Annotated in this window: 22 protein-coding genes and 1 pseudogene; 6 read left to right on the forward strand and 17 right to left on the reverse strand. The window is 71.8% G+C overall.

Annotation, left to right across the window (positions count from 1 at the left end; all coding sequences use genetic code 11):
• Position 1: 1 nt before the first annotated feature.
• The 3 genes from AC07DS_RS08425 to pdhA (AC07DS_RS08435) are packed head-to-tail and all read right to left on the reverse strand — an operon-like array spanning position 2 to position 3,656.
• Entirely contained in the window at positions 2-1,444 is a 1,443-nt protein-coding gene (locus tag AC07DS_RS08425; RefSeq protein WP_479143717.1) for a dihydrolipoamide acetyltransferase family protein, read from the reverse strand.
• An 11-nt stretch (positions 1,445-1,455) separates the two neighbouring features.
• Positions 1,456-2,442: an alpha-ketoacid dehydrogenase subunit beta gene (locus tag AC07DS_RS08430; RefSeq protein ID WP_145879113.1), complete on the reverse strand. Its 987-nt coding sequence runs from the start codon at positions 2,440-2,442 to the stop codon at positions 1,456-1,458.
• Between the two features lie 2 nt (positions 2,443-2,444).
• Entirely contained in the window at positions 2,445-3,656 is a 1,212-nt protein-coding gene (pdhA, locus tag AC07DS_RS08435; RefSeq protein ID WP_479143718.1) for a pyruvate dehydrogenase (acetyl-transferring) E1 component subunit alpha, read from the reverse strand.
• Between the two features lie 341 nt (positions 3,657-3,997).
• Here pdhA (AC07DS_RS08435) and AC07DS_RS08440 point away from each other — a divergent pair.
• A pseudogene (locus AC07DS_RS08440) lies at positions 3,998-4,670 on the forward strand (DNA-binding response regulator).
• Positions 4,671-4,837: 167 nt separating this feature from the next.
• Positions 4,838-5,881 carry a phosphotransferase gene (locus AC07DS_RS08445; protein ID WP_479143719.1) on the forward strand — a complete coding sequence of 348 codons (1,044 nt, stop codon included), beginning with the start codon at positions 4,838-4,840 and terminating at the stop codon, positions 5,879-5,881.
• Between the two features lie 51 nt (positions 5,882-5,932).
• Here the strand turns inward: AC07DS_RS08445 and AC07DS_RS08450 are convergent, their stop codons facing one another.
• Entirely contained in the window at positions 5,933-7,552 is a 1,620-nt protein-coding gene (locus AC07DS_RS08450) for a protein kinase domain-containing protein (RefSeq protein ID WP_479143720.1), read from the reverse strand.
• A 343-nt stretch (positions 7,553-7,895) separates the two neighbouring features.
• Between AC07DS_RS08450 and AC07DS_RS08455 the strand changes: the two genes are divergently transcribed.
• Positions 7,896-9,533, forward strand: a complete 1,638-nt coding sequence (locus AC07DS_RS08455) for a protein kinase domain-containing protein (RefSeq protein WP_479143721.1) — start codon at positions 7,896-7,898, stop codon at positions 9,531-9,533.
• Positions 9,534-9,655: 122 nt separating this feature from the next.
• Here the strand turns inward: AC07DS_RS08455 and AC07DS_RS08460 are convergent, their stop codons facing one another.
• Positions 9,656-10,192 (reverse strand): bacterial proteasome activator family protein, encoded by a 537-nt coding sequence (locus AC07DS_RS08460; protein WP_479143722.1) that lies wholly within the window; start codon positions 10,190-10,192, stop codon positions 9,656-9,658.
• 164 nt (positions 10,193-10,356) lie between these two features.
• Between AC07DS_RS08460 and AC07DS_RS08465 the strand changes: the two genes are divergently transcribed.
• Positions 10,357-10,974, forward strand: a complete 618-nt coding sequence (locus AC07DS_RS08465) for a hypothetical protein (protein WP_479143723.1) — start codon at positions 10,357-10,359, stop codon at positions 10,972-10,974.
• A gap of 13 nt (positions 10,975-10,987) precedes the next feature.
• Here AC07DS_RS08465 and AC07DS_RS08470 read toward each other — a convergent pair whose 3' ends face one another.
• From AC07DS_RS08470 to pdhA (AC07DS_RS08500), 7 genes are read right to left on the reverse strand one after another with little or no spacing between them, the layout of a single operon-like run.
• Positions 10,988-11,968: an NAD(P)H-quinone oxidoreductase gene (locus tag AC07DS_RS08470; protein ID WP_479143724.1), complete on the reverse strand. Its 981-nt coding sequence runs from the start codon at positions 11,966-11,968 to the stop codon at positions 10,988-10,990.
• A gap of 47 nt (positions 11,969-12,015) precedes the next feature.
• Positions 12,016-13,113, reverse strand: coding sequence for a potassium channel family protein (locus AC07DS_RS08475; protein ID WP_479143725.1), 1,098 nt, complete (start codon positions 13,111-13,113; stop codon positions 12,016-12,018).
• Positions 13,110-14,462 (reverse strand): molybdopterin molybdotransferase MoeA, encoded by a 1,353-nt coding sequence (locus AC07DS_RS08480; RefSeq protein ID WP_479143726.1) that lies wholly within the window; start codon positions 14,460-14,462, stop codon positions 13,110-13,112. The genes AC07DS_RS08475 and AC07DS_RS08480 overlap by 4 nt, the downstream gene beginning before the upstream one ends.
• Positions 14,459-15,349: an NTP transferase domain-containing protein gene (locus AC07DS_RS08485; RefSeq protein WP_479143727.1), complete on the reverse strand. Its 891-nt coding sequence runs from the start codon at positions 15,347-15,349 to the stop codon at positions 14,459-14,461. The genes AC07DS_RS08480 and AC07DS_RS08485 overlap by 4 nt, the downstream gene beginning before the upstream one ends.
• Before the next feature lie 46 nt (positions 15,350-15,395).
• A complete protein-coding gene (locus AC07DS_RS08490; protein WP_479143728.1) occupies positions 15,396-16,706 on the reverse strand; it encodes a dihydrolipoamide acetyltransferase family protein in 1,311 nt (436 codons plus the stop codon).
• A complete protein-coding gene (locus tag AC07DS_RS08495) occupies positions 16,706-17,710 on the reverse strand; it encodes an alpha-ketoacid dehydrogenase subunit beta (RefSeq protein ID WP_145879093.1) in 1,005 nt (334 codons plus the stop codon). Before AC07DS_RS08495 ends, AC07DS_RS08490 begins: the two co-directional genes overlap by 1 nt.
• Positions 17,707-18,852, reverse strand: coding sequence for a pyruvate dehydrogenase (acetyl-transferring) E1 component subunit alpha (pdhA, locus tag AC07DS_RS08500; RefSeq protein WP_479143729.1), 1,146 nt, complete (start codon positions 18,850-18,852; stop codon positions 17,707-17,709). Before pdhA (AC07DS_RS08500) ends, AC07DS_RS08495 begins: the two co-directional genes overlap by 4 nt.
• Positions 18,853-19,027: 175 nt before the next feature.
• On the opposite strand from pdhA (AC07DS_RS08500), the gene AC07DS_RS08505 reads away from it, so the two are divergent.
• Positions 19,028-19,522: an Lrp/AsnC family transcriptional regulator gene (locus AC07DS_RS08505; RefSeq protein WP_479143730.1), complete on the forward strand. Its 495-nt coding sequence runs from the start codon at positions 19,028-19,030 to the stop codon at positions 19,520-19,522.
• 2 nt (positions 19,523-19,524) lie between these two features.
• Here the strand turns inward: AC07DS_RS08505 and AC07DS_RS08510 are convergent, their stop codons facing one another.
• Together AC07DS_RS08510 and AC07DS_RS08515 are read right to left on the reverse strand one after the other, a co-directional pair.
• Positions 19,525-20,112, reverse strand: coding sequence for a TetR/AcrR family transcriptional regulator (locus AC07DS_RS08510; protein ID WP_479143731.1), 588 nt, complete (start codon positions 20,110-20,112; stop codon positions 19,525-19,527).
• A complete protein-coding gene (locus AC07DS_RS08515) occupies positions 20,109-21,623 on the reverse strand; it encodes a 3-hydroxyacyl-CoA dehydrogenase (protein ID WP_479143732.1) in 1,515 nt (504 codons plus the stop codon). The genes AC07DS_RS08510 and AC07DS_RS08515 overlap by 4 nt, the downstream gene beginning before the upstream one ends.
• 160 nt (positions 21,624-21,783) lie before the next feature.
• Here AC07DS_RS08515 and paaN point away from each other — a divergent pair, with 160 nt between their 5' ends.
• On the forward strand, positions 21,784-23,475 hold the full coding sequence (gene paaN, locus AC07DS_RS08520) for a phenylacetic acid degradation protein PaaN (RefSeq protein WP_479143733.1): 1,692 nt from the start codon (positions 21,784-21,786) through the stop codon (positions 23,473-23,475).
• On the opposite strand, the gene AC07DS_RS08525 is transcribed toward paaN, so the two are convergent.
• The 3 genes from AC07DS_RS08525 to AC07DS_RS08535 are packed head-to-tail and all read right to left on the reverse strand — an operon-like array spanning position 23,472 to position 26,247.
• A complete protein-coding gene (locus AC07DS_RS08525; protein WP_479143734.1) occupies positions 23,472-24,227 on the reverse strand; it encodes a TrmH family RNA methyltransferase in 756 nt (251 codons plus the stop codon). The two genes, paaN and AC07DS_RS08525, sit on opposite strands and share 4 nt — an antisense overlap.
• Positions 24,224-25,444, reverse strand: coding sequence for an HTTM domain-containing protein (locus AC07DS_RS08530; RefSeq protein WP_479143735.1), 1,221 nt, complete (start codon positions 25,442-25,444; stop codon positions 24,224-24,226). Before AC07DS_RS08530 ends, AC07DS_RS08525 begins: the two co-directional genes overlap by 4 nt.
• Positions 25,441-26,247, reverse strand: coding sequence for a DUF5819 family protein (locus AC07DS_RS08535; protein WP_479143736.1), 807 nt, complete (start codon positions 26,245-26,247; stop codon positions 25,441-25,443). Before AC07DS_RS08535 ends, AC07DS_RS08530 begins: the two co-directional genes overlap by 4 nt.
• Between the last annotated feature and the right edge of the window lie 109 nt (positions 26,248-26,356).

The raw sequence follows: 26,356 nt of genomic DNA on the forward strand, positions 1-26,356 counted from the left end.
CTCAGGCCCAGGTGATCAACCGCTTCGGCTGCTCCAGGACGGCCGCCACGTCGGCGAGCACCTTGGAGCCGAGCTCACCGTCGACCAGACGGTGATCGAAGCTGAGGGCCAGGGTGGTGACCTGGCGCGGCTTGACCTTGCCCTTGTGGACCCACGGCTGGAGCTTGATCGCGCCGACCGCGAGGATCGCGGACTCGCCGGGGTTGAGGATCGGTGTGCCGGTGTCGACGCCGAAGACGCCGACGTTGGTGATGGTCACCGTGCCGCCCTGCATCGCCGCGGGGGACGTCTTGCCCTCGCGGGCCGTGCCCACCAGCTCGCCCAGGGACTCGGCCAGCTGCGGGAGCGTCTTGGCGTGGGCGTCCTTGATGTTCGGGACGATCAGGCCGCGGGGGGTGGCCGCCGCGATGCCCAGGTTCACGTAGTGCTTGAGCACGATCTCCTGGTTGGGCTCGTCCCAGGACGCGTTGATGTCCGGGTTGCGCTTGATGGCGACCAGCAGGGCCTTGGCGATCAGGAGCAGCGGGTTCACCCGCAGACCCTGGAACTCCTTGTCCTGCTTGAGCTCCTCGACCAGCTTCATCGTGCGCGTCACGTCCACCGTCACGAACTCCGTGACGTGCGGAGCCGTGAACGCGGAGCCGATCATGGCCTGCGCGGTCGCCTTGCGGACGCCCTTGACCGGGATGCGGGTCTCGCGGGCGCCGTCGTACGCCACGGGGGCGGTCGCGGCAGGAGCCGTCACGGCGGGAGCGGCCACAGCGGGGGCGGTGACCGGCGCGGCCACGGCCGGCTCGGCGGCCCCGGGGGTCGCCGCGGCGTGGACGTCCTCGCGGGTGATCACGCCGTCCGGGCCGGACGGGGTGATCGTGGCGAGGTCGACGCCGAGGTCCTTCGCCAGCTTGCGCACCGGCGGCTTGGCCAGCGGGCGGGCCTGGGCGGGGACGGCGCCGCCGTGCCCGTTCAGCTCGCTCTGGACGGCCTGGGCCGCGGCCGGGACCGTGACCTCCGGGCCCTTGCGCGGGCGGCGCTTGGTGGAGGTGGTCGCCACGCCGTAGCCGACCAGGACCGGCTGGCGGCCCTCCGGCTTGGGCTCCTCCGCCTTGGGCTCCTCCGCCTTGGGTTCCTCCGCCTTGGGCTCTTCCGCCTTCGGCTGCTCGGCGGGAGCCTGCCCCGGTGCGCCGCCGGCCACGTCCACCGCGATGATGGCCGTGCCCACGTCGACCGTGGTGCCCTCGGGGAAGTGCAGCGAGCGGACCACGCCGTCGTAGGGGATGGGGAGTTCGACGGCCGCCTTGGCGGTCTCGACCTCGCACACCACCTGGCCGTCGGTGACCGTGTCACCGGGCTGGACGTACCACTTGAGGATCTCGGCCTCGGTGAGTCCCTCGCCCACGTCGGGCATCTTGAACTCGCGTACGGAAGCTTCCGTCATCGTCGTCACGAACCCTCTCCTCAGTACGCCAGGGCACGGTCGACAGCGTCGAGCACCCGGTCCAGACCCGGCAGGTACTCCTCCTCCAGGCGCGCCGGCGGGTACGGGGCGTGGTAGCCGCCGACCCGGAGCACCGGGGCCTCCAGGTGGTAGAAGCAGCGCTCCGTGATCCGGGCGGCGATCTCCGCGCCGGAGCCGAAGAACACCGGGGCCTCGTGCACGACGACCAGGCGGCGGGTCTTCTCGACCGAGGCCTGGATGGAGTCGAAGTCGAGGGGGCTGACCGAGCGCAGGTCCAGCACCTCCAGGGACTTGCCCTCCTCGGCGGCCGCGGCGGCGACCTCCTGGCACAGCTTCACCATCGGCCCGTACGCGGCCAGGGTCAGGTCCGTGCCCTCACGGACGACCTGCGCCTTGTGCAGGGGGCCGGGGATCGCCTCGGTGCTGACCTCGCCCTTGTCCCAGTAGCGGCGCTTGGGCTCGAAGTAGATCACCGGGTCGTCGCTCTGGATGGCCTGCTGCATCATCCAGTACGCGTCGGACGCGTTGGAGGGGCTGACCACCTTCAGGCCCGCCACGTGCGCGAACAGCGCCTCGGGGGACTCGGAGTGGTGCTCGACCGCGCCGATGCCACCGCCGTAGGGGATGCGGATGACGACCGGCATCTTGACCTTGCCCAGCGCACGGGCGTGCATCTTCGCCAGCTGCGTGACGATCTGGTCGTAGGCCGGGAAGACGAAGCCGTCGAACTGGATCTCCACCACCGGGCGGTAGCCGCGCAGGGCCAGGCCGATCGCGGTGCCGACGATGCCCGACTCGGCGAGCGGGGTGTCGATGACGCGGCTCTCGCCGAAGTCCTTCTGCAGGCCGTCGGTGACCCGGAAGACACCGCCGAGCTTGCCGACGTCCTCGCCCATGACGAGGACCTTGGGGTCCGTCTCCAGTGCGCGGCGCAGCGACTCGTTGATCGCCTTGGCCAGCGCCATGGTCTTGGTCTCGGCTGCCATGATCAGACCCCCTCTGCCTCTACGTCCGCGAACGACGCCTGGTAGGCGGCGAACTGGGCTCGCTCCTCGTCGACGAGCGCGTGCCCGTCCGCGTACACGTTCTCGAAGATGGCGAAGTGGTCCGGGTCCGGCATGGAGCGGACCGCTTCGCGCACTCGCCTGCCCAACGCCTCGGACTCGGCCTCGAGTTCCGCGAAGAATCCCTCGTCCGCGTGGTTTGAGGCCTCGAGGAACCTGCGGAGGCGCAGGATCGGGTCCTTCGCCTCCCAGGACTGCCGCTCCTCGTCCCCCCGGTAGCGGGTCGGGTCGTCGGAGGTGGTGTGGGCACCCATGCGGTAGGTGTACGCCTCGACCAGGGTCGGGCCCTCGCCGTTGCGGGCGCGCTCCAGCGCCCATTTGGTGACCGCGAGGCAGGCCAGCACGTCGTTGCCGTCCACGCGCACGCCCGGGAAGCCGAAGCCCTGGGCACGCTGGTAGAGCGGCACACGGGTCTGCTTCTCGGTGGGCTCGGAGATGGCCCACTGGTTGTTCTGGCAGAAGAAGACCACCGGCGCGTTGTAGACCGCGGAGAAGGTGAACGACTCGGCCACGTCGCCCTGGCTGGAGGCGCCGTCGCCGAAGTAGGCGATGACGGCCGAGTCCGCGCCGTCCTTGGCCACGCCCATCGCGTAGCCGGTGGCGTGCAGCGTCTGGGAGCCGATGACGATCGTGTACAGGTGGAAGTTGTTGCCGTTCGGGTCCCAGCCGCCGTTGTTCACGCCGCGGAACATCCCGAGCAGGTTGGCCGGGTCGACCCCGCGGCACCAGGCGACGCCGTGCTCGCGGTAGGTCGGGAAGACGTAGTCGTCGTCACGCAGGGCCCGGCCGGAGCCGATCTGCGCGGCCTCCTGGCCGAGCAGCGAGGCCCACAGGCCCAGCTCGCCCTGGCGCTGCAGGGAGGTGGCCTCGGCGTCGAACCGGCGGGTGAGCACCATGTCGCGGTACAGGCCACGCAGCTCTTCGGGGGTGATCCCGGCGACGTAGGCGTCGTACTCCGCGTTCTTGACCCGCTTGCCCTCGGGCGTCAGGAGCTGCACGAGCTCCGGGTCGACGCTCTTCTTGGTGGTGCGGGTGGTGCGCTTGGTGCCGGTGGTCCCGGTACTGCTGCCGGTGGTGCCGGCTTTGCCTGCGGCGCTGCGTCGCGGCTTGCGCGCGGCACTGCTGTCCACGGTCACGTGTGCTCCTCCGTCGGTCCGGCCCCCGGGGTTGCCGGTAGGCCAGTGCGGCTCACCTGTTCTCGACCACCGGGCACGGGGTGGGTGCCACTCGGCCGGGAACAGGCGTGACAGGTGCCCCGGCGAGCGCCCTGCAACTTTCACGTTACCCAGTGCTCCACATTTCTGTGAAACCCCTCCTGACCTGCGTTTTTGCTTGGATTTCCAAGTAAATCGGCAGAGGCTGGAAGGCCGCTGGTCACAGCCTTGCAGGAGGCCGGAGCAACGGCACGTTATCCCGGCCACCCCGGGCACGGGAAGAGTCAATGTGTGACACCGCCCTCGTACACGAAGAGTGAAAAATCCTGGTATTCCCGCTCGGCGACCACGAGGCCGTGCACCGCGGAGTGCGCGAAACGCTCTGCGTCGAAGCGGATGCCGAGGTGGCCGGCGAGGCCGGTACGGCGGCCGGCGCACCGGTACGGATTCCGGCCACCCGGTGCGGCCGCGCGGTGCTCGACATGCCGGCTCCCGGACGGCGGCGGGTCGAGGCGTGCCGGGGGATCCGGCCCCTGGACGAGGCGGTCGGGTGCCTGATGCCGATCCCGTTCGCGGACGACGAGGCCCTCTTCGGCGCGCTCGTGGCGGGCGCCCGCGGACACGCGTCGAAGGCGATGCGCGGTGAACAACCGCTGTGGGACGCAGGTGAACAACTGCCGTGGGGCGTAAGGGCCGTGGCCGCCGGCGCGTCCCGTTCGGCCCGGTCGCGACGGCCCGCGCCCCGGAGCGGCTGCGCGACGGCGCCAGTGCGCGCACCGACCGCGGACCGGCCGGGTTCACCGGGCAGGAGCACAAGATCCTCGAACTGATCGGCGAAGGGCGCACCGGCCGGCAGATCGGCGACAGGTTTGCATCCCGCCGAAAAACGATCAAGAAATACGTTTCCGGCATGCTCGCCGACTCGGCGCGCAACGACATTCCCAGGCGTTCACCCATGCGATGCGCATGCAGTCGGAAAAGCATAAAAGCCATTGACGGCCCGGTCAGATTTTGCCGTTCCTTTACCCGAACGTCGGCCTTTCATCGGATCTTTCGAAGGGCCGAGTTCATCACGGTGCACAGCGTGACCGGAAGCGACCAGCGGCGACTGCCTGTGACAAGCCCCAGCTCACAGCCGCTTTTCGTGCCCTAACATCTGGCGCGTGCCGCGCTCATGTGTACCACCCCCCGTACCCCACGCGCCCCCTCTGGGCGCCCTGCTGCGCCTGTACGCCGCCGGTACCGCCCTCACCTGCGAGCCCGTCGACCAGGGCCTGCTCAACCGCGGCTACCGGCTGTGCACCACCCGCGGCCGCTACTTCCTCAAGCACCACTTCGACCCGGACACCGCCGACCCCGCCGCCATCGAACGCCGGCACCGGGCCACCCAGCGGCTGGCCGACCTCGGTGTCCCGGTCGCCCAGCCGCTCGCCCACCGCGAGGGCCGTACGGTCGCCGTCGTCGGCGGCCACGCCTACGCCCTGCACCCCTGGATCGACGGCAGGCACCGCCACGGCGGGCAGCTGACCCGCGGGGAGAGCTCACGCCTGGGGGCGCTCCTGGGCGCCGTACACGCCTGTCTGGAGCGCGTGATGCCTCCCAAGGGGCGCACGCGCCCGGCCACGAGCCCGCATCCCGTGGAGAGCGCCGACCCGGCGGACACCTTCGCCCTCATCGACGACCTGCTCGACCACGTCCGCCGCCACCGCCCCGCCGACGCCTTCGACGAACTGGCCCGCCACCGCCTCCTGGAACGCCGCTCCCTCCTGGAGCAGCACGCCGATCGACGCCCCCCGCGCGGCGCCTCGGTGGGCTGGGTGCACGGTGACTTCCACCCCTTCAACCTGCTCTACAAGGGGGACGCCCCGGCCGCCATCGTCGACTGGGACCGGCTCGGCGTGCAGCCCCGCGCCGAGGAGGCCGTACGCGCCGCCGCGATCTTCTTCGTACGGCCCGCGGGGGCGCTGGACCTGCCCAAGGTGCTGGCGTACGCGCGCGCGTACCGGCGCGCGGCCGGCGCCACTCCCTCGGAGCTCGCGGCGGCCGTGCACCGGGTGTGGTGGGAGCGCCTGAACGACTTCTGGATGCTGCGCTGGCACTACGAACGCGGCGACACGCGCGCGGACTGCCAGTTCCCGGCCGCCTCGGCGCTCGCGGTGTGGTGGACCCGGGAGTACGACGCGGTGTGCGACGCCTTCGTCGGGTGAACTAGCCGTGGGCCCTCAGGGGGTCGGCGGGGTGGACGGCGTCGGCGGCCTTCAAGTGGTGCCGTTGCCGACCGTGGTGCCGTCCGTGGTGCCCGTGTCCGTGCCACCGACCGTGGTGCCCGTGTCCGTGCCACCGTCCGTGGTGCCGGTGTCCGTACCGCCGTCAGTGGTGCCGGTGTCCGTACCGCCGTCCGTCGGGGTGGTCGCCGGGTCCGTCGGCTCCTGCGAGGTCGGCTCGGTGGTCGGGTCGGAGGTCTCCGTGTCGGACGGGGCCGTCGACGGTGTGTACGACGGCGTCCACCCCGAGCTCCCGCCCGTGTTCGAGTTGTCGTCCGTGGACGTGTCCGTGGGCCGGCCGGTGTCTTCGGCGGTCGGCTTCTTGGAGGGCTTTTCGTCCTTCGTGGTCTGCGAGTGGCTCGGCGTCGGATCGGTGCCCGCGCCCTTGCCGTCTCCCATGTTGTTCATCGCGATCGCGACACCGGCCGCGATCGCGATCACCGCAAGGACCGCGAGGATCCACAGCTTGCCGCGGCCGCTGCCCCTGTTGCCGTGCCCCTCGAAGCCGCCGTCGTCGCCGTTGCCGTACCCGCCGGGCAGGATCGGCTGCGGGATCTGCGTGGTGCCGGCGCCGAACTCACCGGGGTGCTGCATCGCGGTCGTCCCCGCGAAGCCGCCCGCCGGGGTGTGCCGGCCCTCGTGCGTCATCACCGGGCCGGTGTTCCAGGTGCCCGTGTGGCCGCCCTGGTCGTACAGCATCTGCAGGCCGTACTGGACCATGCCGCGCATCTCTTCGGCGGTCTGGAACCGGTCGTCGGGCTCCTTGGCGAGCGAGCGCATCACCATGCCGTCCAGCTCCGGCGGGCAGGCGTCGGCGAACTGGGACGGCGGGGTCGGGATGTCCTGTACGTGCTGGTAGACCACCGACAGCGGAGTCTCACCGGTGAACGGGGGCCTGAGCGCGAGAAGTTCGTACAGCAGGCAGCCGGTCGCGTAGAGGTCGGAGCGGTGGTCGACGGCCTTGCCGAGCGCCTGCTCGGGCGACAGGTACTGCGGGGTACCCATGACCATGCCGGTCTGCGTCATCGTTGTCGAAGCGCCGTGCAGGGCGCGGGCGATGCCGAAGTCCATCACCTTGACGGCACCGTTGTTGGTGATGATGACGTTGGCCGGCTTGATGTCGCGGTGCACGATGCCGTGCTGGTGCGAGTAGGCGAGCGCCTCCAGCACGCCGGAGACGATGATCAGGGCCTGCTCGGGGCCCGGCGCCTCGGCGTTCAGCAGCAGGTCGCGGATGGTGCGGCCCTCGACCAGCTCCATCACGATGTACGGCACGGACTGGCCGCCCACGTAGTCCTCGCCGGAGTCGTACACGGCGACGATCGCGTGGTGGTTGAGACCGGCCACCGACTGGGCCTCGCGCGTGAAGCGGGCCTTGGAGGTCGGATCCTCGGCCAGGTCGGCACGGAGCAGCTTGACCGCGACCGTGCGGCCCAGACGGACGTCCTCGGCGGCGAACACCTCGGCCATGCCACCCCGGCCCAGCCGGTGGGTCAGCCGGTACCGGCCGTCGCCGACGAGCCCGCCGTTGCCCCACATCTCCGGCGTGTCTGACATGCCGCCGCCAGTCGCCTCGGGGTCGGACGGGCCCTGGGCGCTGTGCGTCTGTGCCATCGGTCCTCGCCGTCGTTTCTGCCCGCGGTGCGCGCGGTGTTGTTACGGTCTCCGTCGGCCACGCTACAGCCTTCGCATGGGCCACCGGTCCGGATCCGGTGCCGGGACCGGCCCGAGACTGACCGGTCATGAAACCCCTAGCACGCGCTCTCGTGCAAATTCCGTGTACTGGTCGTACGGCCGCTGTAACGCTTCCGCGACGCTTCTTTCGCGTACGGTCACGGAACGGGCACCGAGCTTGACGTGTCAGTGCCCTGGGGCAGACTTGGCCGGGAATGACATATTCGATCAAGGCTTGTTCGCTCAATGACGGCGCCGGACGGCCAGTGGGGGACGCGGAGAGATGAGCCACGACGGCGCACAGGGCCGGTATGCGGGAAGGTCGCTGGCCGGCGGTCGCTACCAGCTGCGTGACTTGCTCGGTGAAGGCGGCATGGCCTCGGTTCACCTGGCGTACGACGCCGTGCTGGACCGCCAGGTCGCGATCAAGACGCTCCACACCGAGCTGGGCCGGGAGCAGGCCTTCCGCGAGCGCTTTCGCCGCGAGGCCCAGGCAGTGGCCAAGCTCACGCACACCAACATCGTCTCGGTCTTCGACACCGGCGAGGACGATCTGGACGGCGCGACGATGCCGTACATCGTCATGGAGTACGTCGAGGGCCACCCGCTCGGCTCGGTGCTCGACGCGGACGTACGGCAGTACGGCGCGATGCCCGCCGACAAGGCCCTGAAGGTCACCGCGGACGTGCTGGCCGCGCTGGAGATCAGCCACGAGATGGGCCTGGTCCACCGCGACATCAAGCCGGGCAACGTGATGATGACCAAGCGCGGCGTCGTCAAGGTCATGGACTTCGGTATCGCCCGCGCCATGCAGTCCGGCGTCACCTCGATGACCCAGACCGGCATGGTCGTCGGCACCCCGCAGTACCTCTCGCCGGAGCAGGCCCTGGGCCGCGGCGTGGACGCCCGCTCCGATCTGTACTCGGTCGGCATCATGCTGTTCCAGCTGGTCACCGGGCGGCTGCCGTTCGACGCGGACTCCCCGCTCGCGATCGCGTACGCGCACGTCCAGGAGGAGCCGGTCGCCGCCTCCTCGATCAACCGTTCCCTTCCGCCCGCGGTGGACGCGCTGATCGCCCGCGCGCTGAAGAAGAACCCGAACGAGCGCTTCCCGACCGCCGAGTCCATGCGCGACGAGTGCCTGCGCGTCGCCGCCTCCCTCCAGGCCGCGGCGCCGAGCATCGTGCCGGGCTCCGGTCCGACGCAGAGCGGCGCGGGTGTCGGCTCCGCGGTGTTCCCGCCGGTCGACCAGGCGACTCCGGCGCCCGCCGGCCCGGTTCAGACGCCGTACCAGCCGACCCCGGCTCCGGGCCCGTACGGCACCCCGACCCCGGCCACGACCCCTGCGCCGGCGTACGGCTATCCGCAGCAGGCCGGCTACCAGACCCCGCCTGCGGGGTACGGGCAGCAGGCCCCCGCGACCCCGCCGCCGTACAACCTCACGCCCCAGACCGCGGTGCAGTCCCAGTCCGGCGGAGGCGGCGGCAAGAGCAACAAGCCGGTGATCATCGGCTCGATCGTGGTGTCCCTCGTCGCGGTGGTCGGTCTGATCGTCGCGGTGACACTGAACAACGGCGGCGAGGACGACAAGGGAGGCGGCGGCGCCAGCCCCTCCGCGTCGGCCCACGCGGACGGCTACCGGGGTCCGGACACGAGCAAGACGGTCGACAAGACCGAGTGCACGGAGCCGCAGGAGTCGTACAACGACCCGAAGAAGATCACGCTCCCGGACTTCCGGTTCAAGTACATCAAGTCGGTCAAGGACTGCGCGGCCGCAGCGGGCTGGCGCGTCACGACCAAGGAAGTCGACGAGAATACCTACGGTGAGGGCGCGATCATCGACCAGTTCCCGAAGCAGGGCACGGACGTCGACCCGAAGAGCGTCGAGATCCAGCTCAACGTGTCGTCGGGCAACCCTTAAGCAGCCACCTGCCGACCACGGCCGACACTGCCGCAGAACGGCAGACACGGCCGCAGAACGGCAGACATAGGAAGGGCCCGGCGGACTGCCGCCGGGCCCTTCGTGCTGAGGTGGTCCTGGGATTAGAGGTACGGTCCGCCCGAGCGGCCGCCCGTGTGGTGATCGTCGCCCTCGTGGCCCACGCCCGGCGGCAGCGCCCGGCGCATCTGCTCCAGCTGGGCCCGCGCGGCCATCTGCTGGGCGAACAGCGTCGTCTGGATCCCGTGGAACAGACCCTCCAGCCAGCCGACCAACTGGGCCTGTGCGATCCGCAGTTCCGCGTCGCTCGGGGTTCCGTCGTCGGTGAACGGCAGGGAGAGCCGCTCCAGCTCCTCGACCAGCTCCGGCGCCAGCCCGTCCTCCAGCTCCTTGACCGAGCTGCGGTGGATCTCCTTCAGCCGGGCCCGGCTCGCGTCGTCCAGGGGAGCCGCCCGCACCTCCTCGAGGAGCTGCTTGATCATGCTGCCGATCCGCATGACCTTGGCCGGCTGCTCGACCTGCTCCGTCACCGGGGTCTCGCGGGAGTCCTGGTCTCCGCCGCCGCCAATCGCCATGCCGTCCTGGCCCACGACCAGGATCTGGGGATTCTCAGGCGACCGTTCGTTCCTCGGCATCTCCATGCCGCCATTCTCTCGCACGCCTACACCTCATCACCGTGGTGCCCCCTCTTGGGGCTGATCCACCGTTTAGACCTGTCGGCCCAATCCGGAATGCCCTGTCTGCAATGAAATGTGAGGCTGGATTCCGTCGATGTTCGACGACTTGGCTTTGGGAGGTCACCGACGTGACTCCATGGCTGCGACTGACGCTCCGCCTGCTGCGGATGCTGCTCGTCCTCGCGGCAGCCGTGCCGGTGTGCGGCACGGCCATCGCATACGGCGCGGAGACCGCCCCGCCGGACTCCGCCGTGCCCTCGGCGTCCCCGTCCCCCGTCCTGCGGGTCACGGCCTCGCCGGCTGCACGGTTCTCCGACTCCGACTCCGACCCGGCCTCCGCCTCCGCCTCACCATCCGCGCCCGCCGAGCCGTCCCGGGCCGGAAGCCGTGCCGGTGAGGGCAGGCTGCGGCCGGGACGGCCGGACGGACCGGCCGCCGCGGAGGAGGGAGACGACGACACCGGCACGGTCACCGGGGCGCCCGACACCGATCCGGAGGACGGCTACCCGGAGGAGGCGGAGACCGCGGTGATCCCGGACCAGGCGCCGGCGGCCTCCGAGTCTCCCGCGGAGGCCGGACTGAACCCCGCCCGGCCCCCGCAGCAGCCGGCGGGCCAGAACGCCGTTCAACAGGGAGGGACCTCCTCCGAACCGACCCTGCAGATCCTGCCGCTGGGTTCCGGTCTGGTCCTCATCGGCCTGGGCCTGGGTCTGGCGTTCGTGGGCCTGCGGGTACGGCGCAGCTGATCCGACCGGCCTGCTACGGCGCCACCAGCAGCACCTTGCCGATGTGCCGGCTCGCCTCCACCACCCGGTGTGCCTCGGCCGCCTCCGGCATCGGCACCTCGCTGTCGACGACCGGGCGGACCTGGCCCGCGGCGAGCAGGGGCCACACATGCTCGCGAACGGCGGCCACGATGGCGGCCTTCTCGCTCAGCGGCCGGGCCCGCAGCGAGGTCGCGCTGATGGCGGCCCGCTTGTTCAGCAGGGCGGCGATGTTCAGCTCACCCTTGATCCCGCCCTGCATGCCGATGATCGCGAGCCGCCCGTTGACGGCGAGGGCCTGGACGTTGCGGTCCAGGTACTTCGCGCCCATGTTGTCGAGGATGACATCGGCGCCCGCGCCGTCCGTGGCCTGCCCGATCTCGGCGACGAAGTCCTGCTCCCGGTAGTTGATCAGCACGTCCGCGCCCAGCTCGGCGCAGTGCTCCAGCTTCTCCTTCGTCCCGGCGGTCACCGCGACCTTGGCGCCGACGGCCTTGGCCAGTTGGATCGCCATCGTGCCGATACCGCTGGAGCCGCCGTGCACCAGCAGCGTCTCGCCCGGGCGCAGATGCGCGACCATGAAGACGTTGGACCAGACCGTGCAGACCACCTCGGGCAGCGCGGCCGCCCGCTTCAGGTCCACGCCACGGGGCACGGGCAGCAGCTGCCCGGCCGGAACGACGACCTTCTCGGCGTAGCCGCCGCCCGAGAGCAGCGCGCACACCTCGTCGCCGACGGCCCAGCCGGAGACCCCGGGGCCGAGCGCGGCGATCCTGCCGGAGCACTCCAGGCCGGGGTAGGGGGACGCGCCGGGCGGCGGGTTGTAGAAGCCCTGCCGCTGCAGGATGTCGGCACGGTTGACGGCGCTGGCCACCACCTCGACCAGCACCTCCCCCGCGCCGGGCACCGGATCGGGCACCTCGCCCCACACCAGCGCCTCGGGACCACCAGGTTCGGGAATCGTGATCGCATGCATGAGCGCGACGCTACTCCCCGCCGGTGTCCTCTCCGGGGCAGGCCCGCTCAGTCGCGGGGCAGCGGGCGGGTGTGCGGGGCGACATGCGCTCCAGGGGTCGCCCGGACGATGGTGATCAGGCGGTCCGTCAGCTGGAGGGTGCCGATGGAGGGGTCGTCGTAGCCGAGCACCCGGTGCCCGCGTACAACGCTCACCACGAGGTCGTTCGTCTCGCGCGGGGACTTGCCCGCCTCGGCCCGGACCACCGGGCGTTCGATGAGGTCGAGCCCGCTGCCCTGCTGGATCAGGTCCTCCATGACCATGCCGGCTGCGGGGCTGAGCACGGACAGGCCGAGCAGCCGGCCGGCCGCGCCGGAGCTGGTGATGACGGCGTCGGCGCCGGACTGCTTGAGCAGCGGCGCGTTCTCCTCCTCACGGACGGCGGCCACGATCTTCGCGCTCCGGTTGAGCTGCCGGGCCGTCAGGGTGACGAGGACGGCGGTGTCGTCGCGCTGCGGGGCGACGATGATCTGCCGGGCCCGGTGCACCTCGGCACGCTTGAGCACCTCGCTGCGGGTGGCGTCGCCTATGACGCCCGCGTAGCCCTCGGAGGTCGCCGCGTCGATCACCTTGGAGCTGGGGTCGACCACGACCACCTGCTCCTTCTTCAGACCCGTCGCGCAGACGGTCTGGACGGCCGACCGTCCCTTCGTGCCGAAGCCGACGACGACGGTGTGGTCGCGCAAGGTGGACCTCCAGCGGTTCAGACGCCATTCCTCCCGGGTGCGCTCGGTGAGGACCTCCAGCGTGGTGCCGACCAGGATGATCAGGAACAGCACCCGCAGGGGCGTGATGACGAAGATGTTGGTGAGCCGGGCGCTGTCGCTGACCGGGGTGATGTCGCCGTACCCGGTGGTGGAGAGCGTGACGGTCGCGTAGTAGAACGCGTCGAGGAGGTCGATCGAACCGTCGGCGTTGTCGTTGTAGCCGTCACGGTCGGCGTAGACGATCAGTGCGGTGGCGACCAGCACCGCGAGGGCCATGAGCAGCCGTTTGGCGACCTGGCGGATCGGGCGCTCCACCACTCTTCTCGGCAGTTTCACCCGATGGGTCACCAGATGCTCGTCCGCTTGGCGGGCGATGGCGTCATGGCCCGGAAGTTTCACGTGAAACACACCCCGATTCCGGCCGCCGCCCACGGCAGGTCCAGCAGCTCCGTCTCCTCGCCCTGTCGTGCCCCGCCCGGCGGTACGACAGCCAGCGCGTCGGCGGCGGCGATACCGCGCAGCATGGCCGGGCCGTTGTAGTGCAGCGTTACGGCACGGTCGCCGCGCAGCACCACGGGGACGAGCCGGGTGTCGTACGGATGTCCCTGCACCGCCTCCCTGAGCGGCAGCGTGTACGGCTCGGGGGCGGGGCGGGCTGCGAGGGTGCGCAGCAGGGGCTCGGCGAGCGTGAGCAGGCCGGAGACGGCCGCGAGGGGGTTGCCGGGCAGGCCGACCAGGTGCTGGTTCTCCTTGGTGCGGGCCAGCAGCATGGGGTGGCCGGGGCGCACCTTGACACCGTCGACGAGGAGTTCGGCGCCGATGCGTTCCAGGCTGGGGTGGACATGGTCGACGGGTCCCGCCGCGGTGCCGCCGGTGGTGACGATCAGGTCGGCGCCGGAGGCCGTGAGCGCCTTGTGCAGGGCTTTGGCGTCATCGCCCAGCCGGCGTACGGCTGTGACCTCGGCGCCCATCGCGCGCAGCCAGGGGGGCAGCATGGGGCCTAGCGCGTCCCGGATCAGCCCGTCGTGCGGGAGCCCCTCGGTGAGCAACTCGTCGCCGAGGACGAGGACTTCGACGCGGGGACGGGGGACGGCCGTGACGGTGTCGTACCCGGCGGCCGCCGCGAGGCCCAGCACGGCCGGGGTGACGAGGGTGCCGACAGGGAGCAGCTGATCGCCGTTGCGGCACTCCTGGCCGCGCGGGCGGATGTCCTGGCCGTGGCTGACCTCCCGGGTCGCGTGGAGGCGGCCCTGGGCGTCGGTGCGGCCGTGCTCGGTGCGCAGCACCGCGGTGGTGTCGGCCGGGATGCGGGCACCGGTCGCGATGCGGGCGGCCTCGCCGTCGGTCAGCTGCTCGGGCTGTGCGTGTCCGGCGAGTACGCCCTCGTCCCGGATCTCCCAGGGGCCGGGTCCGGCGACCGCCCAGCCGTCCATCGCCGAGGTGTCGAACGAGGGCAGGTCGGTGAGTGCGTCGAGGGGGGCGGCGAGGACCAGGCCGAGGGCGTCGGCGAGGGAGACGGAGACGGGGGTGCGGCGGCTGACCGAGCGGGCGGCTCGGGCGGCGATCTCGCGGGCGCGGGGCCAGGGAGTGGCCTTGTGCCGCTCGTGCCGCTGCCGGGCCCCGGTGGAGGAGGGCGCGGGGCCGCTGCTGTCGTCCTTGGGTTCCCTCACGAGGGCCAGGGCCTCCTCGACGTCGAGGTCGTCGCTGTCCTCGGCGGGCGCTTCGGCCCGGATGCCGGGGGCGGTCATCCCGCGTCCGGGGCGGACGCGCCCCCGCTGTTCTCTTCTTCCCAGCGCAGCGCCAGGGCGACGGCCTTGCGCGCGGCCTCGGCGACGGCTTCGGGGCCGCCGCCACCGAGGGCTGCGGCGTAGCCGACGAGGAAGGTGGTCAGGGGCGCGGCGGGCCGGGCCACTCCATGGGCGGCGTCACGGGCCAGGTCGAGCAGGACGCCGGTGTCGACGTCCAGGTCGATGCCCAGCTCGTCCTTGACTGCGGAGATCCATTCATCCAACACGTGCCCATGCTCCCTGATGCGTGCCCTGGCGTCGGCGATGTCGTCCCAGGTGTCGCAGTCGAAGGACGCGAGCGGGTCCGGGACGCGGGTGAGATCGAGGGCTCCGGTCAGCCGGCGCAGGGGCAGGCCGGTCAGGCCGTGGGGTCCGGCCGCGAGGGCGGCCAGTTCGCGGCGCAGGGCGGCGGTGCGGTAGGCGGCCACGAGCGGCTGGTCGCGGCCGTCGGCGTCGGTCAGCAGCGCGCCGTCGGCGCCGGTGTCCCGCAGGGCCGTCAACAACCGCTCCAGCGTGGCCGCTTCGACGAAGGGCAGGTCGGCGGAGAGGACGACGGCGTGCTCGGCGGTGCTGGACCGCAGGCCGGCCTCCAGTGCGGCGACCGGTCCGGCGCCGGGCGGTTCCTCGCACGCCCAGCGCACCGGGCGTACGGTGGGCCGAGGGGCTGCGACGACGACGGTCGTGGCAGCCCCGGCGCAGGCCGCGAGCACCCGGTCGAGCAGTGCGCGCCCGCCGACCCGCAGCCCGGGCTTGTCGGCCCCGCCGAGCCGCCGGGCGGCGCCGCCGGCCAGCACGACGGCGTCGTACGGCGGGGCTGTCCCGGGGGCGACGGGAGCGTTGTCGGTCACCCCCCGAGTATGTCCTGCCTCCTGCTCCTCCAGGCCTTCGCGTGCGTCACAGCGTGCGCAGCAGCACCGCCGGGTGCTCCACGCAGTCCGCCACGTACCGCAGGAAACCGCCTGCCGTGCCGCCGTCGCACACCCGGTGGTCGAAGGTGAACGAGAGCTGGACGACCTGGCGCACGGCCAGCTCGCCCTCATGCACCCAGGGCTTGGGGACGATGCGGCCGACGCCGAGCATGGCGGCCTCGGGGTGGTTGATGATCGGGGTGGAGCCGTCGACGCCGAAGACCCCGTAGTTGTTCAACGTGAAGGTCCCGCCGGTGAGTTCCCCGGGGGTCAGCGTCCCGGCCCGGGCGGACTCGGTGAGCCGGGCGAACTCCGCGGTCAGTGACTCGGCGTCGCGTGCGTGGGCGTCCCGGACGACCGGCACGACCAGCCCGCGCTCGGTCTGCGCCGCGAACCCGAGGTGCACGTGGTCGAGCTGGACGACCTCGCGGGCGCCGGTGTCGATGTAGGAGTTCAGCTCGGGGAAGCGGGCCAGGGCAGCGGTGGTGATGCGGGCGAACAGCGCGAGGAGAGAGATCTTCGGTCCTCCGGCCGCGTTCATCGCGGCCCGCGCGCGCATGAGTTCCGTCGCGTCGGCGTCGACCCAGCAGGTCGCGTCGGGAATCTCCCGGCGGCTGCGGGACAGCTTGTCGGCGACGGCACCGCGGACGCCCTTGAGGGGGATGCGGATGCCGTTGCGGTCGGGGGACATGGGGACGGCCGGTTCCGCCGCCACGGGGGCGGGGGTGGCCTGGGCCCGCAGGACACCCTCGACGTCGGCCCGCAGGATCAGCCCGTCGGGACCCGAACCGGCCAGCTGCCGCAGGTCGATGTCGTTGTCCCGGGCGAGCCGGCGCACCAGCGGGGAGATCACCGGGACGGGGCCCTCGGCGAGCGCGGGTGCCGCCGCGACTGCGGGGGCGGGCGATGCCGGAGCGGGCTCCTTCACCGTCCCGTTGGCAGGGGACGCCGACCGCACCCTCCGGCGCCGCGCCGGCGCCTCGGAGGTGCCGTAGCCGACCAGGACATTGCCCGAACCCTCGGTGTCCCCGCCGGTGACCTGGGAAGCCGAGGGTCCCACCGCCACCGTCAGGAGGGGGGCGCCGACGGGCAGTTCCGTGCCCTCCTCGCCGAAGCGGGCGGTGACCACGCCGCCGTAGGGGCAGGGGACCTCGACCATCGCCTTGGCCGTCTCGACCTCCACGACCGGCTGGTCGATGGCGACGACGTCACCGACCTGCACCAGCCAGCGGACGATCTCCGCCTCGGTGAGACCCTCGCCGAGGTCGGGGAGCTTGAACTCCAGCACCTGTGCCATCAGCCCTCGGCCTCCCACTGCAGGCGAGCCACGGCGTCCAGGATGCGGTCGACGCCGGGCAGGTGGTGCCGCTCCAGCATCGGCGGCGGGTAGGGGATGTCGAAGCCGGCCACGCGCAGCACCGGCGCCTCCAGGTGGTGGAAGCAGCGCTCGGTGATGCGGGCCGCGATCTCGCCGCCCGGGCCGCCGAATCCGGTCGACTCGTGCACGACCACCGCGCGTCCGGTGCGGCGGACGGCGGCGCAGACCGTCTCGTCGTCGAACGGCACCAGGGAGCGCAGATCGACCACTTCCAGGTCCCAGCCCTCCGCCCGGGCGGCCTCGGCGGCCTCCAGGCAGACCGGCACGGACGGACCGTAGGTGATGAGCGTGGCGCTGCTGCCCGGGCGGCGCACCACCGCGCGGCCGATGGGCTCGACGTCCGTGGGGTGCTCGGGGTTCCAGGAGTCCTTCGACCAGTACAGCCGCTTGGGCTCGAGGAAGACGACCGGGTCGTCGGAGGCGATGGCCTGGCGCAGCAGGCCGTAGGCGTCGGCGACGGTCGCGGGGGTGACGACGTGCAGGCCCGGGGTGGCCATGTAGTAGGCCTCGGAGGAGTCGCTGTGGTGCTCGACTCCGCCGATGCCGCCGCCGTAGGGGACGCGGACCGTGATCGGCAGGGGCATCCTGCCGCGGGTGCGGTTGCGCATCCGCGAGACATGGCTGATCAGCTGCTCGAACGCCGGGTAGGCGAAGGCGTCGAACTGCATCTCCACGACCGGGCGCAGTCCGTACATGGCCATGCCTACGGCGGTGCCGAGGATGCCCGCCTCGGCGAGCGGGGTGTCGGTGCAGCGGTCCTCGCCGAACTCCTTGGCGAGTCCGTCGGTGACCCGGAAGACACCGCCGAGGGTGCCGACGTCCTCGCCCATGACGTGCACGGTGGGGTCGGCGGCCATCGCGTCGCGCATCGCGCGCGTGAGGGCCTGCGCCATGGTGGCGGGCTTGACGGCGACGGTGGTCATCGGTGGTCGCCTTCCTGGTCGTCCTGCTCCGCCTCCAGCTCGGCGCGCAACAGGGCGCGCTGCTCGCGCAGTTGCGCGGTGGTCTCGGCGTAGACGTGGTCGAAGAGGTCCATGGGGTTGAGCTCGGGGTCCTGGTTCATGCGTTCACGCAGGTCCGCGGCCATCTCCTCGGCGTCCTGCCGGGCGGCCTCCCGGCCTGCGTCGTCGAGCAGGCCACGCGCGGTCAGCTCGTGGTCCAGCAGCTGGATCGGGTCGTGTGCACGCCAGGCCTCGACCTCGGAGTCGCCGCGGTAGCGGGTGGCGTCGTCGGCGTTGGTGTGGGCCTCGATGCGGTACGTCACCGCCTCGACCAGGGTCGGGCCGCCGCCCGCGCGGGCGCGCCGCACGGCGTCGCCGAGGACCTCGTGCACGGCGACCGCGTCGTTGCCGTCGACCAGCCGGCCCGGCATGCCGTAGCCGACGGCCTTGTGGGCCAGGGAGGGCGCGGCGGTCTGCTTGGCTAGCGGGACGGAGATGGCGAAGCCGTTGTTCTGCACCAGGAAGACCACCGGTGCCTGCCAGACGGCGGCGAAGTTCAGCGCCTCGTGGAAGTCGCCCTCGCTGGTGCCACCGTCGCCGACCATGGCGAGCGCGACCACGTCGTCACCCTTGAGGCGGGCGGCGTGGGCGAGGCCGACGGCGTGCGGGAGCTGGGTGGCCAGCGGGGTGCTGAGCGGCGCCACACGGTGCGCGTACGGGTCGTACCCGGTGTGCCAGTCGCCGCGCAGGAGGGTGAGGGCCTCCACGGGGTCCACGCCGCGGGCGATGGCGGCGAGGGTGTCGCGGTAGCTGGGGAACAGCCAGTCGCGCTCCTCGAGAGCCAGCGCGGCGGCGACCTCGCAGGCCTCCTGGCCGGTGCTGGACGGATAGACGGCGAGGCGGCCCTGCTTGGTGAGCGCGGTGGCCTGGGCGTTGTACCGGCGGCCGCGCACCAGCTGTGCGTACAGCCGGCGCAGCAGGTCCGGGTCGGACTTGGCGGCCGCCTCGGTGCCGAGGACGCGGTAGGGCTCGGCGTCGGGCAACAGCGGCGCGGGGTCCATACGGGGCTGCCAGGCGGGCGGCGGCGAAGGCCGGTACGCGCCTCGCTGCTCCATGACCGTCATGACGGCACCTCCTCGTGGGAGCGGCTACGGGAGGCGGGTCGGCTGTGACCCGCCTCACCTACCGATTGTTCGGTCGTTGGCACATTTTGGCTACAGGCCCCGTCAGGCTGTGGACAAACGGTTCTCCACATCCTGCAATGAATGCAGGACGTCCACGGCGATGGAGCAGGGGGACATGGCAGCTGAACAAATGGCCGATGGACCGCAGGACGGCGTGCTGCCGCCGCCGCGTCCGCTGGACGCCATAGACCAGGACATCCTGAAGATCCTGCAGTCGGACGGCCGCGCCTCGATACGTTCCGTAGCCGAGCGTGTGCACGTCTCGCGCGCCAACGCGTACGCGCGCATCAACCGTCTCGTCGAGGACGGTGTGATCAGGGGGTTCAGCGCCCGCGTCGACCACGAGCGGGCAGGGCACGGCACATCGGCGTACGTCACGCTGAAGATCGTCCAGAACACCTGGCGCACGGTCCGCGACCAGCTCAGGCAGCTGCCCGGCGCCTCACACATCTCTCTGGTGGGCGGTGACTTCGATGTCCTGCTCCTGGTGCACACGCCCGACAACAGGGCGTTGCGCGAGCTGGTGCTCACCCGGCTCCAGGCGATCCCCGAGGTGCTCAGCACCCGCACCCTGCTGGTGTTCGAGGAGGAGGACCTGGAGCCGACCTGAGTTCAGTTCTGCCGCAGGCCCGCGAAGACAAGCAGGACCACGGCGTCGGCCACCTCACGGCCGCTGGCGCCACGGGTGTCGGGCCGGTACCACTCCACGACGGAGTTGATCATTCCGAAGACCAGCCGGGTGGCCAGCCGTACCTCCACGTCGCCGCGTACGTCACCGTCGTCGGCGGCGGCCTTCAGCAGTTCGGCGACCCGGTGGTCGAAGTCGCGGCGCCGCTCCAGCGCCCAGCGCTCGGTCTCGGTGTTGCCGCGCACACGCAGCAGCAGCGTGACGTAGGGCAGCTCGGATATCAGCACCTCGACCATGCGCCGCACGACGTGCTCCAGGCGCTCCACGGGGCGCCCCACGCGGGCGCGCTCCTCCTCGAGGATCCCGAACAGCCCTTCCAGCGCCCGGCTGACGGCCCGGCGCAGCAGCTCCTCCTTGCCGCTGACGTGGTGGTAGATGGACGACTTGGAGATGCCTGCCGCCTTGGACAGGTGCTCCATGGAGGTGCCGTCGTAGCCGCGCTCGTTGAAGACCTGAACGGCGACGGAGAGCAGCGTCTCGGGGGTGTACGTGTCGCGCCTGGCGGTCGTCATGAGGTGCCCTCCCTCTTGTCGGTGGCGTACGCGTGCCGGTAGAGCGCGAGGGACGGCGCGTACCGGCCGGAGGGGTCGCGCAGGTGCAGGTCGTCCAGCAGGTCGTAGGCCCAGCCGCGGCCGAGCCGGCGGCTCCACTCGAAGGGGCCGAGCGGGTAGTTGACGCCGAGGCGCATCGCGGTGTCGATGTCCTCCTCGGTGGCCACGCCCTTGGCGACGGCGTCGTGCGCGAGGTCCACGATCCGGGCGACCGTGCGGGCGACGATCATGCCGGGGATGTCACCGATGACGCTCACCTCCTTGCCGAGCGCCTGGAAGAGGCCGATCGCCTCGGCGAGGGTCTGCGGCGCGGTGTCCTGGGAGGCGGACAGGGCGATGCGGGTGGCCCTGCGGTAGTCGAGGGCGAGGTCGAAGTAGACGACGTCGCGGAACTCCACGGAGGTCTGGCCGTCGGCGAGGACCAGCTGGCCGCCGCTCGGCAGCACCAGGCGGGTGCCGCTGTCCTCGTCCTCCTCGCGGACCTCGATGCCCGCCTCACGGACCAGCGTGAGCAGTTCGGCCGCCGGGCCCAGGCCGCCCTCGGCGACGACGTACGCGGGCGGCCGCTCCTTCTCGGCCGTGTGCGGCTCGGAACGCTCGGCGTCCTCGGCGTAGTCGTACCAGCCGTGCCCGCTCTTGCGGCCGAGCCGCCCGGACTCGACCAGCCGGCGCTGGGCCAGCGAGGGCGTGAAGCGGACGTCCTGGAAGAAGGACTGCCACACCGAGTGGGTGACGGACTCGTTGACGTCCTGCCCGATCAGGTCGGTCAGCTCGAACGCGCCCATCCGGAAGCCGCCCGACTCGCGCAGGACCGCGTCGATGGTGGCCGGGTCGGCGGCCTGGGCCTCGTACACCGCGAAGGCCTCGGCGTAGAAGGGCCGGGCGATCCGGTTGACGATGAAGCCGGGGGTGTCCGCGCAGGCCACCGGGGTCTTGCCCCAGGCGCGGGCGGTCTCGTACGCGCGCGTGGCCGACGTGACGTCGGTGGCGAACCCGGAGACGACCTCGACCAGCGGCAGCAGCGGGGCCGGGTTGAAGAAGTGCAGGCCCACGAAGCGGCCGGGGTTGACGAGCGCGCCGCCGATGGCCGTCACCGACAGGGACGAGGTGTTGGTGGCGAGCAGGCAGTCGTCGGCGACGACGTCCTCCAGCTCGCGCAGGAGCTTCTGCTTGACGTCCAGCCGCTCCAGGACGGCCTCGACCACCAGCGTGCAGTCGGACAGCTCGGCGAGGCTGTCCGCGGGCGTGAGCCGGGCGCGGGCCGCGTCCCGGTCGGCGGCGGTGAGCCGGTCCTTCGCGACGAGCCGGTCGAGTCGGGCGCCGATCGCTTCGGCCGCTTCCCGGGCCCGCCCGGGCACGGCGTCGTAGAGCCGCACCGGGTGGCCGGCGGCCAGCGCGACCTGGGCGATGCCCTGGCCCATGGTGCCGGTGCCGACGACGGCCACGGGCCTGCTGAGGTCGAGTGCTGTCATGTGCGCGATCCTCCCGCACGACGTTGTCCACAGATGCGGCAGGCCCTCTTGTCCCGACCGATCGTTCGGTTACTCTAGCTCTGACCGCCCTTTCCCGCCTCTGTTTCCACCCAGGTCATGAACTCGACGAAGAGTTCTCCAGACGAGGAGTTGGTCCCGCATGGCCGCCGAACTGACCGCGCACGAGTTGATCGCGAAGCACCGGCCCACTCTCGACCAGGCCCTGGAAGCGATCCGCACGCGCGCGTACTGGTCCCCGCATCCCGAGCATCCGAAGGCCTACGGCGAGCACGGCAGCCTGGACGCGGCGGCGGGCAAGGCCGCCTTCGACGCCCTCCTCGGCAACCGCATCGACCTCGGCCAGCCCGGCACCGACGACTGGGTCGGCGGCGAGCTCTCGCCGTACGGCGTCGAGCTGGGCGTGACCTACCCGCACGCGGACGTCGACGTGCTGCTGCCCGCGATGAAGGCCGGACAGCGCGCCTGGCGGGACGCGGGCGCGGAGACCCGCGCGGTGGTCTGCCTGGAGATCCTGAAGCGGATCAGCGACCGGACGCACGAGTTCGCGCACGCGGTCATGCACACCAGTGGACAGGCCTACATGATGGCGTTCCAGGCGGGCGGTCCGCACGCCCAGGACCGCGGCCTGGAAGCGGTGGCCTACGCATACGTGGAGCAGGTCCGCACCCCCGAGACGGCCGAGTGGACCAAGCCGCAGGGCAAGCGCGACCCGCTGGCGCTGACCAAGCAGTTCACGCCGGTCCCGCGCGGCATCGGCCTGGTCATCGGCTGCAACACCTTCCCGACCTGGAACGGCTACCCGGGCCTGTTCGCCTCCCTGGCGACCGGCAACGCGGTCCTGGTCAAGCCCCACCCGCGCGCGGTGCTGCCGCTCGCGCTGACCGTGCAGGTCGCCCGGCAGGTCCTCACCGAGGCGGGCTTCGACCCGAACCTGGTCGCGCTCGCCGCCGAGCGCCCCGGCGAGGGCATCGCCAAGACGCTCGCCACCCGCCCCGAGATCCGGATCATCGACTACACCGGCTCGACGTCCTTCGGCGACTGGCTGGAGGCCAACGCCCGCCAGGCGCAGGTCTACACGGAGAAGGCCGGCGTCAACACGGTCGTCGTGGAGTCGACCGACAACTACAAGGGCATGCTGTCCAACCTGGCCTTCTCGCTGTCCCTCTACAGCGGCCAGATGTGCACCACCCCGCAGAACCTGCTCGTCCCGCGCGACGGCATCCGCACCGACGAGGGCCCCAAGACCTTCGACGAGGTGACCGCCGACCTGGCCCGCGCGGTCGACGGCCTGCTCGGCGACGACGCCCGCGCCAACGCCCTGCTCGGCGCGATCGTCAATCCGGACGTCAAGGCCCGCCTGGAGGCGGCGGCCGGCCTCGGTGAGGTCGCCCTGGCCTCGCGCGAGATCAGCAACCCGGAGTTCCCGGACGCGGTCGTCCGCACCCCGGTGATCGTCAAGCTGGACGGCGCCAAGCCGGACGACGAGGCCGCCTACATGAACGAGTGCTTCGGCCCCGTCTCCTTCACCGTCGCGGTCGACTCGGCGACCGACGCGGTCGAGCTGCTGCGCCGCACGGTCCGCGACAAGGGCGCCATGACGGTCGGCGCCTACACCACCGACCAGGACGTCGCGCAGGCCATCGAGGAGGTCTGCCTGGAGGAGGCCGCCCAGCTGTCCTTCAACCTGATCGGCGGGGTGTACGTGAACCAGACGGCCGCCTTCTCCGACTTCCACGGCTCGGGCGGAAACCCGGCGGCGAACGCGGCCCTCACCGACGGCGCGTTCGTGGCCAACCGCTTCCGGGTGGTGGAGGTCCGCCGGGAGGTCTAGGAAGCCGTGGGTGTGCCCCCGGTCGCACTCCAGTGGTACAGCGTCATGGCCACGCTGGTGGCCAGGTTGTAGCTGGAGACCTGGGGGCGCATCGGCAGCGCCAGCAGGTGGTCGGCACGCGCGCGCAGCTCGGCCGACAGACCGCTGCGCTCCGACCCGAAGGCGAGCACGGCGTCGTCCGGAAGCTTGGTGCCCCGGATGTCGTCACCCTCGGGGTCCAGGGCGAACAGCGGCCCGGCGGGCAGCTCCTCCACCTCGAGCCGCTCCACGGCCGTCGCGAAGTGCAGCCCCGCCCCGCCGCGCACCACGGTGGGGTGCCAGGGGTCGAGGGTGCCCGTGGTGACCACTCCGGTCGCCCCGAAACCGGCGGCCAGCCGGATCACGGCCCCGGCGTTGCCGAGGTTGCGCGGGTTGTCGAGGACCACGATCGGCGCGGTGCGGGGCGTGTGGGCGAGCGCCCGCAGACTGGCCTCGCGGGGCGGCCGTACGGCCAGGGCGGCCACGCCCGTCGGATGGGGGCGCGGCACGAGCGAGGCGTACGTCTCCTGCGGCACCTCCGTCAGGAGCGCGTCCAGCGCGTCCCGGACGTCCCCGGCCAGTTCCCCGGCGAGGTCGAGCGCCGCCCGCCGGTCGGTGGTGACCGCGACCGGCACCTCCGCGCCGAAGCGCAGCGCGTGCTTGAGGGCGTGGAAGCCGTCGAGCAGCACGGCGCCGTCGGCGCGCTCGCGCCACCGGGTCACGGGGTCGGTCATGCCGTGAACCCTACGCGTCCCGGCGTGCTGTCCTCCGAGCTGCGCTGCGTCGGCAGCGTGGGGTCGCCACCGGCGCCGCGGCGCCCCAGCCGGCCCCACGCCCGGGCCACCCAGCCGCCGAGGAGCAGCAGGAAGGACGTCGGCAGGAAGACCGCGTCCGCGGTGATCATCGCCAGCGAGAAGAACGGCAGGCCGAGGACGACCGCGATCACGGCGTGCTCGGCCATCATCAGCACCAGCAGGACGTTCTTGACCCGCCGGTTGAACAGCGTGAACGGGAAGGCGACCTGCACCATGACCGTCCCGTAGGCCACGATCATCATCATCGTGCCGCTGGAGGACATCAGGTCGGCAAGACCCGGCCAGGGCGAGAAGTAGTCCAGGTGGAGCGGGTAGTAGACGGCGGTGCCGTCCTGCCAGCGGGAGCCCTGGATCTTGTACCAGCCGGCGGTGGCGTAGATCAGGCAGGCCTCCGCCATGATCACGGCGAGGGCACCGTTGTGCAGGATGTTGGCGATGACGTCCAGCAGGATCCGCGGCTGCTGCGACCTCGCCCAGCGCCGTATCGCCCACCACAGGCCGAGCCCCACCCACGCCGTCCACAGCAGCGCGGGCACCAGCAGGCCGCTGTCGAACCGGCCGGCCAGCGTCACACCGCTGAGCGCGAGCCCGAGGACCGCCCACAGCACGGGTCCCACACGGTCGGGGCGGACCTGCTCACCACGCGCGAGTGCCGCCTCGTCGCGGGCCGCCCGGCGCGCGTCCAGCGACCACACCTGGGCGCAGCGCGTGAAGACCAGGTAGATGGACATCAGGTGCAGGACGTTGTCGCCGCCGTCACCGACGAAGACGCTGCGGTTCTGCAGCGACAGCACACCGACCATGAACAGCACGGAGGCGGTCCGGGTGCGCCAGCCCAGCAGCAGGGCCGCGCCGGCGAGGATCGCCAGCAGATAGAAGGTCTCGAACCAGGCCTGTCCGTCGGACCACATCAGGGCCGTGAAGGCGTGGTTGTCGGAGATCAGCTGCTGGGCGAGGTCCCAGCCCCAAGGGCCGTCGGGACCGTACAGCTCCTGGCGGTGGGGGAACTCGCGCAGCAGGAACAGCAGCCAGGTCGCGGCGAAGCCGATGCGGATGACGGCGCTCTGGTACGGGCCGAGCGCCGACTCGGTGACGCGGGCGATGCCGCGCGAGAGCGTCAGGGAGAGGCGGTTCACCGCACACCTCCGGCGGCCTCGTCGGGGGTCACGGTCCACCACGGCAGCAGCCGGTAGAAGGGCTTGTCGGAGATCTTCTCGCGGCTCCACTTCGGCGGCTGCACATTGGTGGTGCTGGAGCGGACCTGCACGCGCTGGATGACGCCCTCCCTGCTGATCGGGTCGGTCCGGTACATGCGCATCACCACGATCCGGCGCACGTACTGCTCGGAGAGCGCGCCGCGCATGCCCACGGGCCGGTTGTCGGTGCCGTGCGTGGCGACGAAGAAGTCCCAGCCGCGGCGCAGCTCGTTCTGCTCGGTGTGGCTGGGCACCAGGCTGCCGTCGATGGCGGCGCCGTCCTGGGCGGAGAGGTCGGTCCAGCCGGTGGTGCGCAGGCTGCCGTCCTTCATGCGCACCTCGGCGCGCACCTGGACGGAGATGTTCTGCTGCAGCGGGTTCGGGGCGAACAGCTTCCAGTTCTGCTCGAACTCCGGGTACACCCACTCCTCTATCGCCTTGCCGTGCTGCTTGGTCACCGTGTTCGCCGGCGCGAGGCTCAGGAACACCATGCCGAGATGCACACAGGCGGCGACGGCCACGATCGCGAGCGCCACGGCGGCGCCGACCTGGTAGCCGGGGGAGAGGGCGGCGACGCCGGTGCGCGGCGCCGGGGCCGGAGAGTCGGGAGCCGGCGGGCCGTCGGGGTCGCCGGAGGCCCCCGGCGCGGGATCCCCGTGCTGTTCCGGGTCCGGTGGGCGACGCGCCCCGGTCGACCCGTCGGGCCCGCGCAGGGCCTGCGAGTCCTCGTCGTACGCGTCCATTCCGCCCCGTCCCCCGCTTCCACTCGGCCGTCGCGGCACCGCCACAGGCGCCGCGCTCTTCCCGAGCGCCACTCCTCGGCACTCGCACGGAACGGTACTCAGCACCGGC

The sequence above is a fragment of the Streptomyces sp. NPDC044064 genome, from assembly GCF_056434245.1.